The following is an 11,272-nucleotide window of genomic DNA, read 5'->3' as shown; positions in this document are numbered from 1 at the left end:
GCGTCGTGCTGCTCTACGTGTTCTACTTCCAGCTCTCGCTCGCCGGGGTGAGGGCCTTTCCCGGCGGCGGGTACGTTGCGCTCACCCAGTCGCCCGGGCAATGGGCCCAGCATCTGCTGCTGCCATGGCTGACCCTGGTGCTCGCCGAGGTGGGCGTATTCCAGCGGGTGGTGCGGGCCTCGGTGCTGGAGGTCGCGGGCCGAGACTTCATTCGCACCGCGAGGGCGAAGGGTGTTGCGCCGCAGCGCGTCTACTTCGACCACGCGCTGTCGGCGGCGCTGAACCCGATCCTGACCCTCGGCGGCATCGAGTTCGCGACCATCCTCGGCGGTGCCATCATCACCGAGCAGATCTTCGGTCTCGACGGGGTGGGCCGCCTCGCGGTGAGCGCAGCCAAGGCCGGCGACGCACCGGTGGTGATCGGCTGCACCCTGCTCGGTGCTGTGATCTTCGTCGTCACCACCTTCGTCGTCGACGTCGTCACCCACGCCCGCAGCGCCAAATGACCACACGGTTTCGCACAACGAAGGAGAACGATGAAGTACAGGACTGGACGGCGGATAACCGCCCTGCTGACCACGATTGCGGTGTCGGCGACGCTGGCGGCGTGCGGCAGCAATGGAGGCGGCTCCGCTTCGACTGACCCCGCGGCGGCGCACGGTGGCACGCTGCACGTCGCCTCGGTGGGCGACGTCGACGCTCTCGACCCGTTGATCGCGTACTCGGCAGAGGCGTGGCAGGTCATCCGGGCGACCACCCGGCAGCTGGTCACCTACGCAGGTGATCGCAATGGCATCGGTCAGGACACCAAGGTGGTTGCCGACCTCGCCAAGAGCTGGGACATCAGCCCCGACCGCAAGACCTACACGTTCCACCTGCGCGACGACATAGCATTCTCGGGAGCCAGCACCCGGCCCATCACCGCGCAGGACTTCGTCTATGCGATCAAGCGGTTCCCCGACCCCAACGGCCAGGTCAGCGCGATCACGTACTACAACGCGTTGTTCGCCGGCTTCAAGGAGTACTCCGACGAGTTCGCGAAGGTGCCCACTGGTGACCTGGGCGCGGCGAAGAAGTTCATCGACACCCACGACATCAGCGGTGTGAAGGCGTTGGACGACAAGACCTTCCAGCTCACCCTCACCCAGCCCGCCAGTGACATCCTCGACATCCTCACGCTGAACTTCGTCAGCCCGCTGCCCGAGGAGGTGGTGTCCAAGTACTTCGCCGACAGCCTGGAGTTCCGCAAGAACTACGTCTCCAGCGGCCCCTACTACGTCGCGTCCTATGACCAGGGCAAGCAGTTGACGCTGGCAAAGGTCAAGAACTACGACGCCGACGGCGACCCGCGCAACGCCTACGCCGACGAGATCGTGTTCGACACCACCGTCGCATCTCCGGATGCGGCGTCCCAGCAGATCCAGACCGGAACCGCGGACATCGGTCTGTACGTGCGGGCCTACCCGGCGAACGTCATCGCTCAGTACAAGCAGTCCGACCCCGATCACCTCTACAAGTCTGCAAGCGGGTCGGCGGTCTTCATCAGCTGGAACAACCCGGCCGACCCGAAGACTCCAGCGCAGAAGGCCTTCAAGGACCTGCGTGTCCGGCAGGCGTTCAACTACTCGCTGAACCGCAGTGACGTCGTCCGTGGGCTGGGTGGCCCCGACTCGGCGATCCCAAGCAACGAGATCCTCACCTCAACGATCGTCGGTTACACCGGCGAGAACCCTTACCCGACAACGGATGACAAGGGCGACCCGGACAAGGCCAAGGCCCTACTCGCAGAGGCTGGTCAGCAGAATCTGACCGTGAACGTCGCCTACCGCAACACTCCGGAATTCGAGAAGATCGCCACCTCCGTGCAGAGCGCGGCGGCCCGCTCCGGCATCACGGTCCGCTTGACCCCGATCCCCGGCGAAAGCTGGAGCACGTTCAGCGCGTTCCTCGGCGACAAGTCCAAGCTCGACCAGTGGGACCTGGCGATCACCAACTGGACGCCGGACTGGCAGGGCAACAGCGCACGGATGACGCTGGGCGGATGGCTGGACTCGGACTTCGCTCCCGGTGGTACGTGGAACGGCGTCACCTACGCCAACCCCGCACTCAATGGCGCTGTCAACCAGGCACTCTCGGCTGAGGACTCAGCGCAGCACTGGAAGGACGCCAACGAGATCGCGACGAAGGACCTGGCGTGGTTCCCGCTGATCGAGCGGGTGAAGTCGATTCCGACGTCGAAGCGGGTGACCAACTGGACCTGGCAGTCGCTCGGCAACGGTCCCGACATCACCAACATCGCGGTGAACGGCAGCTAACGATGGCGGCCGAGGAGACGGCGCCCGAGCTGGCCCTTGGGTCCGGGCAGCGGTCGCCACGACCGCTGTTCGGGGAGGAGAGCTGGCAGAAGTGGGGGAGTTGCCGACAACTGACGCCCGAGATCTTCTATCCGGAGGACGGTGGTCGAGCGGGTCTACGGGCACGGGAGGAGCGCGCGAAACGGATCTGCCGCGCGTGCCCGGTGGTCGATGCTGCCGCAACCACGCGTTGTCCGCGCGCGAGACCTACGGTGTGTGGGGCGCGATGTCGGCGCGGGACCGGCAACGTGCATTCGTCGCACGAGCGGAAGTGTCGACTGCGGCAATGTGACGCCGTGGAGGACTCACGGGAAGGGAGTGGTCACGCTACTTCCCCGGGACGTACCGGCCCGCGATCTCCAGCCACCCGTCGAGGTCCGGTGACGTCTCGTAATCGGAGTCGAGCAGGTACAGGCCCGGCGCCGGGCAGCTCGCGCCGATCTCGACGAGGACCGGACGCAGAGTCAGTTCCGGGGCGAGCGAGTGCGCAGGGGAGCCGCCAAGCATCAGTGCGAACGTCGGAATCTGCCCAAGCTCGCCCGCGCCGAACTGGTCGAGGAAGAGTTTCAACAGCCCCGTGTAGGTGGCCTTGAACGTGGGCGATGCGACCACCAGGAAGTCGGCTGACTTCACGATGTCCTTGGCCTCGGCGACCTTCGGGTCGCCCCACCCGAGCAGGCCGGTCCCGAGGTCGACGACGTCGATGACGTGTTCTGGGGGAGTGCCGCTCAGCTTCGTGGCGACGAGCTCCGCGGCCGCCCGCGTCCGCGACTTCGGTTTGGGATTTCCTACGACTACCACGCTCATGCCACAAGTGAACCAAAGATGGCATTTCGCAACTCATCCGCCCCTGGCGAGTCCTGTCTTCCGTCACGCAGCCGGCTGGCGTCGCCGCCAAGAGGCTGCGGAGTGCTTACCAGCCTTGACCCCGGCCGGTCTTGGCCGACATCGACCAGGTGCCGCGGTACTCACGCGAACGTGTTGCAATGGGATCAGGTGTAATCGCAGCAAGGTGCCGGTGCCAACCGGTCCACGAGGAAGGTCAGCCATGGGCAGGATCTACGAGAACGTCAGCGAGCTGGTCGGGCGTACTCCGCTCGTCCGGCTGAACCGGTTGACCGAGGGACTCGGTGCGCAGGTTGCGGCCAAGCTCGAGTTCTACAACCCCGCCAACAGCGTCAAGGACCGCATCGGGGTGGCGATCATCGACGCCGCTGAGCGGTCCGGAGACCTGCAGCCCGGCGGGACCATCGTCGAGGCCACCAGTGGCAACACGGGGATCGCGCTGGCGATGATCGGCGCGGCCCGCGGCTACAAGGTGATACTGACGATGCCGGAGACGATGTCCACCGAGCGCCGGGTGATGCTGCGTGCCTATGGTGCCGAGATCGTCCTGACCCCGGGCGCTGAGGGTATGGCCGGCGCCGTGGCGAAGTCGAAGCAGATCATCGCCGAGACTGAAAACGCGGTTGCGGCCGACCAGTTCGCCAACCCCGCCAACCCGGCGATCCACGAGAGTACGACCGGCGAAGAAGTCTGGGACGATACCGACGGCAGAGTCGACATCTTCGTCGCCGGCATCGGGACCGGCGGCACGCTCACCGGAGTCGGGCGAAACCTCAAGGCCCGCAAGCCGACCGTGAAGATCGTCGGCGTCGAACCGGTGGATTCTCCGATCCTCACCGGCGGTGATCCCGGACCTCACAAGATCCAGGGCCTCGGCGCCAACTTCATTCCCGAGATCCTCGACCGGACCATCTACGACGAGATCATCGACGTCGGGTTCGACGACGCCATCACGGTCGCGCGGGCTCTCGGCACCGATGAAGGCATTCTTGGCGGAATCTCGGCCGGCGCGAACGTCTGGGCCGCACTAGAACTGGCGAAGCGCCCTGAGAACGCCGGCAAGCTCATCGTCGTCGTCATCCCCGACTTCGGCGAACGGTACATCTCGACTGCACTGTTCGATCACATCAGGCAGTGATCGCTCCATGACATTGCTGTCCACACTGCGCGAGGACTTGGCCAACGCGCGGGTGCACGACCCGGCGGCTCGGGGAGACGTCGAGAATGCCCTGGTCTATTCCGGTCTTCACGCCATCTGGTCGTATCGGGTGGCCCACCGCATGTGGGCAAGGCCGACACTGCGCGGGCCCGCCCGCATATTGACGCAGTTCACCCGGTTCCTCACCGGCATCGAGATCCATCCTGGCGCGACCATTGGGCGGCGGTTCTTCATCGACCACGGCATGGGCGTGGTGATCGGGGAGACCGCCGAGATCGGCGACGACGTCATGGTCTACCACGGGGTGACCCTCGGTGGCCGGACCCTGAAACAGGTCAAGCGTCATCCGACGATCGGCAACCGGGTGACCATCGGCGCCGGGGCGAAGGTCCTTGGGCCGTTGCGCATCGGCGACGACAGCGCCATCGGGGCCAACGCCGTGGTCACCCATGACGTGCCTGCGGAATCGATCGCGACCGGCATCCCCGCAGTCGTACGTCCGCGGACGGAGAAACAACGGGAGGAGGGGGTCGATCCGACCTCCTACATCGATCCCGCGATGTACATCTGAGAATTGGGCCGCTTCGGGCGCGGTTTCGACGCCGTCACTCCTGTTCGATTGCGGCCATCAGGGGATGCTTGGCCAGTGGGGTGACTTCGGTGGTGATGAACGGCCATATCGGCAGGCTCTGCAACGCCTCGGCCAGTTCGTCTGCGTCGCGGGCCGACCACAGACCAAAATTTCCCTTGCTGCCGGGAAGGCTCCAGAGAGTGCGCAGGATGCCCTTGGCATGCAACTCGCGTCCTCGTGCCCACTCCTCCTCCACGAGCTTCTGCCGCTGCGCCTCGGGCAACGAGTAGACCCCGCTGCTGTCGATCCGTACCAGGAAGTCCATGTGTTTCCCTCTCTCTGACTCACGAGGCGTTCGGCGGTGACGTGACGCTGTCTTGAATCCCGTTGGCACCCAATCACCCAGGACGGCCTCAACAGGAAGATTAGCGACGGCTCTCCTGCTAGCTGCAAGCGCGGCCGACGGCAGCCCGATCGGGTGCGGTGTGCCGGGTCGGGATTGTTCTCCTAGAACCACGCTGGTTCAAATACTCCCCGCGACGGTCGGTGGCGGTCACGATGCGAGGGCAAGGCAGAACACACATGACGAGGAAAAGGTGTTGCTTTGGCCGGTCCGGTCATCGAGCGTCCGCCCAGCGCCGATCTCGTGTACGAGTCGATCACGGATGCGATCGGCAATACACCGCTGGTCAGACTCAACGCGGCGGCTGATGCCGGCAAGGCGCGCATCTACCTGAAGCTCGAATATCTCAATCCTGGTGGCAGCGTCAAGGATCGGGCCGCGCGGGAGATGGTTCTGGCGGCCGAGGCGGCCGGACTTCTGCGTCAAGGCGGAACCATCGTCGAGGGTACGTCGGGCAACACCGGCATCGGTCTGGCGCTGATCGCGGCGGCCCGTGGATACCGCGTGATCACCGTTCTTCCTGACAAGACCAGCAGCGACAAGACCGACCTGCTGCGGGCACTCGGTGCGGAGGTCGTGATCACCGCATCCGGAAGGCCGGTCGGGCACCCCGAACACGTCCGCACGCTGGCGCGACGCATCGCGGAGGAGACGCAAGGAGGCTGGCTCGCCGACCAGTACGACAATCCGGCCAATCCGCAGGCCCACTTCGAGACGACCGGTCCCGAACTGTGGCATCAGACCCAGGGTTCGATCACTCATCTGGTCGCCGGTGTCGGCACCGGGGGAACCATCACGGGCACGGGCGAATACCTGAAATCGATTTCCGACCAACGGGTTCGCGTCGTCGGAGCCGACCCGTCATCGTCGCGGTACTCCGGCGGTGATGGACGCGCCTACTACGTCGAATCCGTCGGCCACTACTTGCATCCGGACACCGAGGAAGACGTCTGGCCAAGGTCCTATCACGCCCAGGTGATCGACGAGTTCATCACCGTCGATGATCACGAGGCCATCGAGATCGCCCGCCGGGTAGCCGCCAAGGACGGCATCTTCATCGGCGGTTCGGGCGGAGTTGCGGTTGCGGCCGCACTGAAGTTGGCCGACCGGGTGCCACCGGAGTCGGTGATCGCGGTCATCATCCCCGACTCCGGACGCAACTACCTGACCAAGTACTACAACGACGCATGGCTCGCACGCTGGGGATTCGACGACTCCGCACTGCGCGCGCCCGCATTCGATTCAGCGCGTGAATACGTCGGAGTGCCAGTCGATTCGACCATCGCAGATGCTCGGGCGGCCGCGGGCGTTCTACCCGTGTTACCGGTTCACGTCCGCCGCAGTGGGGCCGCGGTGGTGGCCGCGGAGATCGTCGGATCGATCGACCTGGATGCCTCCCGATCGCTGCCGCCTGACGCGTTGGTCCGCGACCACCTTGGCCCGGTACCGGCCTTGGCCGGCATCGGCGAACCCGTTGCGGTGGTTCGGCAACGGGCCGACGGCGAGCGGTCGCGGATCGTGGTGGTGGTTCACCACGGCGCGGCGGTGGGGATCGTCGACACCCGAGAGATTTCGACAACGGTGGGACCAACTATTACGTAACTGAGATGCAGTACGAACGTGGGTGGCCGCCACCTGCCTGCCGATAAGCCTCGTCTGAACGCCGTCGGCGCTCACTGACGGCGGTTCGCGACCGCGGGGTCGAAGAGGGTCGACGGTGGAGTAGGCGCCGGCCAGGCGCCCGATCGGAGCCATGGCGAGATGGTCGATGTGGCTGGCGACGTTTCGAATCCGGCGAGGAGCGTGCGCCGAAGATCATTGGTAGTACTGCACCAGGCAGAATTCATGGCGCTCCCGGGCGCGCATGACAACTACGACACCGTCCAGATGACGGTGGCGCGCACCGGTTTCCCCGCCGCCGACGCTGGCCACCTAACCGACGAACTCCGCCATTCGCGAAGCCGTGGCGAGGAGAACGCCGTCGTGGCCTGCGGGCGCGGACACCAGCAGTCCGATCGGCCGCCCGTACAGCGGCAGGCTCACGCCGCACGTCCCGAGATAACTGAGCACCATGGTGGTGCGGAGCGTGCTGGCGTTGAAGGCGTCGTACACGTCGTCCCGTGCGAGCAGGTCGTCGAGGCGCGGGGGCTCGTGCCGAACCGTGGGACAGAGCAGAAGCGCGCCGCCCAGCTCGGCCGCGAACTGACGGCGCAGCCTGGGCATCGCTGCGCGAACGGAGCCGACCGCCGGCTCGGCTCCGGCGTTGTTCATCAGGCGACGGCGGGTGGCGGGTTCGATGCCGTCCGGATGCGTCAGCAGCTGGTGGTGGCTGCGGTACGCGTCTGCGCCGACGATCGTGCCGTACGTGTCGAGGAGTCGCTGGGCCTGCCGCAGTGACGGTAGCTCGGAGGTGGTGACGGTCACCGCCCCGGCGTTGCACAGCGCAGTGATCGCCGCGGTGAACGCTTCCGAGACCCCGGCACTGCAGGCGTCGATCAAGTCGCCCCTCGGAATCACCACCCGAAGTTCGGCGGCGGAATTTTCCTTGGCTGCGTCCGACGCCAACAGCCGGTCGAACTCGCGGATGGTGTCCACGGTGCGTGCGATCACGCCGACGCCGTCCAGGGTTGGAGAAAGTGGCCGGAAGTCGTTGGCGCCGTATCGGTAAGGGCTCGCCCGAAAACCGACGCAACCAGTGAACGCCGCGGGAACCCGTACCGAACCGGAGGTGTCGGTACCCACGGCGAGCGGTGCGATACCAGCCGCCACCGCCACCGCCGCCCCTGACGAGGACCCACCGGGTACACGTGTGGGATCGATGGGGTTGACCGGCGTGCCGAAGCACTGGTTGATACCGAGACCGGAGAAGGCGAATTCGCTGAGGTTCGTCTTGCCGACCGTCACCATGCCGAGTCGCTGCGCCCGGCGCACCAGTGTGCTGTCGATCCTTGCCGGGGGAGCGTTGCACAACGACGCCGACCCACACGTGGTGATCTCACCGGCGATGTCGAACAGGTCCTTCCAGACGATCGGGGCACCGTCGAGAGGACTGAGGAGCGCGCCGCTTCGGCGCCGTTGATCACTGAGTGCTGCCTCGCGGCGAGCCCGGACGGCGGTCACCGTGATCATCGCCGACTTGGATTCGGGCTCATTCGTCCGTGCCAGCGACCGCTCGCAGAGTTCCCGTGCGCTAACTCGCATGGTTGCACGCTAGGGATGCGTGGGCACCGACGGGCGTGGAGAAAGCTCTAGCGATCTGGACCCATTGGTGGATCAATGTCCATCACCGCTTCGTAGGTGGGACGCGTTGACTGCTGGCATGGAGTTGACGAACACCACGACTCAGGTCGTGCTGCCCCCAGGCACGGGCCGTGCCGTCCGACTGCCCAAGCGCGGGCAGGTACGGGTGATCGACGTCGAGGGCGGCCAGGTCGGTGACGTGTTCGCATTCGCGATGGCCGACCTCGGCGAGCACCTCTCGGCGTCGCACACTCGCACGTCCACCGGCCGACTGTTCCCGCGCATCGGTGAAGACTTCGTGACGAATCGACGTCGGCCGATCCTGACACTGGCTGCCGATACGTCACCGGGTGTGCACGACATGCTGATCGCTGCTTGCGACCCCGTCCGCTACCACACCCTGGGCGCACCCGGGCACCCCTCGTGCGCCGACAACTTGCGAATGGCGCTGCGTGAACTGAGCATGATCTGCGACGTCGTGCCTCAGCCGGTCAACGTGTTCATGAACATTCCGGTCAGCGGCGGCGACCTACGCTGGTTGCCCGCGGTCAGCAGGCCCGGAGACGCAGTGACGTTCGAAGCGGCACTGGACTGCGTCGTGGCGGTGTCGGCCTGCCCGATGGACCTGAACCCCATTAACGGTGAGCGCCCCACACCGCTCGTCCTCGAGCTCACAGTTCCGAATTCCGAATGCACACAGGAGATTTGACGATGCTGACCAAACATCCCGCCCTCACCTCCTTCCGGCTGGGCACGTTGGAGCTGAACAACCGGCTGGCGGTGGCGCCGATGACCCGGGTGTCGGCCGCCCCGGACGGCACGCCTACCGACGACATGGTCGCGTACTACGGCGACTTCGCCCGCGGCGGCTTCGGTGTGGTCCTGACCGAGGGCACCTATACCGACACCTCGCACAGTCAGGGCTACCTCAACCAACCCGGACTCGCCACTGACGCCCACGTCGAAGGCTGGCGCCGCGTCGTCGACGCAGTGCACGCCGCTGGGACACCAATCGTTGCGCAGCTCATGCACGCAGGCGCTCTGTCACAAGGTAATTCGTACGGAGTCGGCACCATCGCACCGTCGGCCATCACCCCGCGTGGCGAGATGCTCGACGAGTATGGCGGGTCGGGTCCGTGGCCGACCCCTCGCGCAACTGTCACCGCCGATATCGATGCGGTCGTCGGTGGTTTCGTCGACGCCGCAACCCGCGCGCAGGCGGCCGGCTTCGACGGGGTCGAGGTGCACGCCGCCAACGGCTATCTGCTCGACCAGTTCCTCACCGACTACACCAATACCCGCGATGACGAGCACGGCGGAGGGGTGGCGAACCGAATCAGATTGACTGCCAAAACGATCGGCGACATCCGCAGGGCCGTGACCGACCGGTTCGTGGTCGGTGTCCGATTGTCGCAGACCAAGGTCAACGACTTCACCTACCGCTGGCCGGGCGGCGCAGGCGACGCCGAGATCATCTTCGGGGCATTGCGCGACGCCGATGCGGACTACCTGCACATCGCAAGCGAAGGCCGCGACTTCATCGAGACCGCGCGCCTTGGCGACGGGCGGACCATCACGGAGCTGGCACGCGTGGTGAGCGGCCTACCCGTGATCGCCAACGGCGGCATGCACGACCTGGACCAGGCGGCGGACGTGCTCGGCGGCGGCCACGCCGACCTGCTGTCGATCGGGCGCGGAGCGCTCGCCAACCCCGACCTACCCACGCGCATGGCCATGGGTGTCGACCTGGATCGTTTCGACCATGCGATGCTCTCGCCCATGGCCACCATCGCCAACGCACGGGCGTGGCACACCGCGCACGCAGTCCGTTGACGCCGTCGTGGCACGGCGACGCCGCCGCCGTGGCGACCCTGACCTTCGACGTGGACGCCGAGACCCCGATCCTCGCGCAGGGTCGCAACTATGCCGACCACATGATGACGATGTCGCACCAGTCCTACGGTCCGGACGTCGGCGTGCCGCGCATTCTGGACATGCTGGACGAAATCGAAGTTCCGGCAACGTTCTTCATCCCTGGGTGGGTTGCCGAACACCGACCGGGGTTGGCGGCCTCCATCGTCGAGCGCGGTCACGAGGTGGCGCATCACTCCTACAGCCACCGGTCACCGGGGACGATGACGCCCGCCGAGGAGCGGGCGGACTTCGAACGGGCACTGCAGGTGTTCGCCGCACAGGGCATCGAGATTCGCGGACACCGGGCGGCGCTTTGGGGCGCGAGTTGGCAGACGCCGACCCTGATCGCCGAGCACGGCCTTGCCTACGACTCCTCGTTGATGGGAGACGACCGTCCGTACCGCATTGTCACCGACTTCGCCCCGGTCGTGGAGCTGCCCGTGCACTGGTCGCTCGACGACTGGGAACAGTATGCCTATCTACCCGACCCTGACATCGGGTCGGTGATCGAGTCGCCCATCAAGGTCGCCGAGATGTGGCGGGCCGAGCTCGACGGCATGCGCGAATACCATTGTCTCTTCAATCTCTGTGTGCACCCGTTTCTTTCGGGACGCCCCGGTCGCATCGTCGCGCTACGTGGACTCATCGAGTACGCGTGCGGACTCGGCGACGTCCGGTTCGCACGCTGCCGTGACGTCGCCGCCGCCGTCGTTGCCGACACCTCGATCCTGCCGCGCACGCTCGTCCGGCCGCCGGTTTCCACGGACGTCTACCCGGACTAGGGG

General features: G+C 66.0%; 11 protein-coding genes and 1 pseudogene. 9 read left to right on the top strand and 3 right to left on the bottom strand.

The window, feature by feature from the left end; translation table 11 throughout:
* From ACRDUX_RS30550 to ACRDUX_RS30540, 3 genes and pseudogenes are all read left to right on the top strand, one after another.
* Window positions 1-506, top strand: a 506-nt coding sequence (locus tag ACRDUX_RS30550; RefSeq protein WP_526419535.1) for an ABC transporter permease subunit, incomplete at its 5' end; no start/stop codon positions are given.
* A 30-nt stretch (window positions 507-536) separates the two neighbouring features.
* Window positions 537-2,315 (top strand): ABC transporter substrate-binding protein, encoded by a 1,779-nt coding sequence (locus ACRDUX_RS30545; RefSeq protein WP_526419534.1) that lies wholly within the window; start codon window positions 537-539, stop codon window positions 2,313-2,315.
* A 2-nt stretch (window positions 2,316-2,317) separates the two neighbouring features.
* Window positions 2,318-2,646, top strand: a pseudogene (locus ACRDUX_RS30540) (WhiB family transcriptional regulator).
* Window positions 2,647-2,681: 35 nt separating this feature from the next.
* Here the strand turns inward: ACRDUX_RS30540 and ACRDUX_RS30535 are convergent.
* Window positions 2,682-3,161, bottom strand: a complete 480-nt coding sequence (locus ACRDUX_RS30535; protein ID WP_526419533.1) for an NADPH-dependent FMN reductase — start codon at window positions 3,159-3,161, stop codon at window positions 2,682-2,684.
* Window positions 3,162-3,402: 241 nt separating this feature from the next.
* Between ACRDUX_RS30535 and cysK the strand changes: the two genes are divergently transcribed.
* Together cysK and epsC are read left to right on the top strand one after the other, a co-directional pair.
* Window positions 3,403-4,338 (top strand): cysteine synthase A, encoded by a 936-nt coding sequence (gene cysK / locus ACRDUX_RS30530; RefSeq protein WP_526419531.1) that lies wholly within the window; start codon window positions 3,403-3,405, stop codon window positions 4,336-4,338.
* 7 nt (window positions 4,339-4,345) lie between these two features.
* Entirely contained in the window at window positions 4,346-4,930 is a 585-nt protein-coding gene (epsC, locus tag ACRDUX_RS30525; protein ID WP_526419529.1) for a serine O-acetyltransferase EpsC, read from the top strand.
* A 34-nt stretch (window positions 4,931-4,964) separates the two neighbouring features.
* On the opposite strand, the gene ACRDUX_RS30520 is transcribed toward epsC, so the two are convergent.
* Window positions 4,965-5,255 (bottom strand): muconolactone Delta-isomerase, encoded by a 291-nt coding sequence (locus ACRDUX_RS30520; protein ID WP_526419527.1) that lies wholly within the window; start codon window positions 5,253-5,255, stop codon window positions 4,965-4,967.
* Window positions 5,256-5,534: 279 nt separating this feature from the next.
* Here ACRDUX_RS30520 and ACRDUX_RS30515 point away from each other — a divergent pair, with 279 nt between their 5' ends.
* The gene (locus tag ACRDUX_RS30515) at window positions 5,535-6,935 is read left to right on the top strand and encodes a PLP-dependent cysteine synthase family protein (RefSeq protein WP_526419525.1); all 1,401 of its coding nucleotides are present in this window, start codon (window positions 5,535-5,537) and stop codon (window positions 6,933-6,935) included.
* Window positions 6,936-7,265: 330 nt separating this feature from the next.
* Here ACRDUX_RS30515 and ACRDUX_RS30510 read toward each other — a convergent pair whose 3' ends face one another.
* A complete protein-coding gene (locus ACRDUX_RS30510; RefSeq protein WP_526419523.1) occupies window positions 7,266-8,534 on the bottom strand; it encodes an amidase in 1,269 nt (422 codons plus the stop codon).
* Between the two features lie 106 nt (window positions 8,535-8,640).
* On the opposite strand from ACRDUX_RS30510, the gene ACRDUX_RS30505 reads away from it, so the two are divergent.
* The 3 genes from ACRDUX_RS30505 to ACRDUX_RS30495 are packed head-to-tail and all read left to right on the top strand — an operon-like array spanning window position 8,641 to window position 11,269.
* Window positions 8,641-9,282, top strand: coding sequence for a DUF1989 domain-containing protein (locus tag ACRDUX_RS30505; protein ID WP_526419521.1), 642 nt, complete (start codon window positions 8,641-8,643; stop codon window positions 9,280-9,282).
* A gap of 2 nt (window positions 9,283-9,284) precedes the next feature.
* Window positions 9,285-10,406 (top strand): oxidoreductase, encoded by a 1,122-nt coding sequence (locus tag ACRDUX_RS30500; protein WP_526419519.1) that lies wholly within the window; start codon window positions 9,285-9,287, stop codon window positions 10,404-10,406.
* Window positions 10,379-11,269 carry a polysaccharide deacetylase family protein gene (locus tag ACRDUX_RS30495; protein WP_526419517.1) on the top strand — a complete coding sequence of 297 codons (891 nt, stop codon included), beginning with the start codon at window positions 10,379-10,381 and terminating at the stop codon, window positions 11,267-11,269. The genes ACRDUX_RS30500 and ACRDUX_RS30495 overlap by 28 nt, the downstream gene beginning before the upstream one ends.
* Window positions 11,270-11,272 lie beyond the last annotated feature (3 nt).

Origin of the sequence: Mycobacterium sp. (genome assembly GCF_050701675.1) — a bacterium.
Classification (GTDB): Bacteria; Actinomycetota; Actinomycetes; order Mycobacteriales; family Mycobacteriaceae; genus Mycobacterium.
This window is presented reverse-complemented; position numbering and strand designations above follow the sequence as displayed.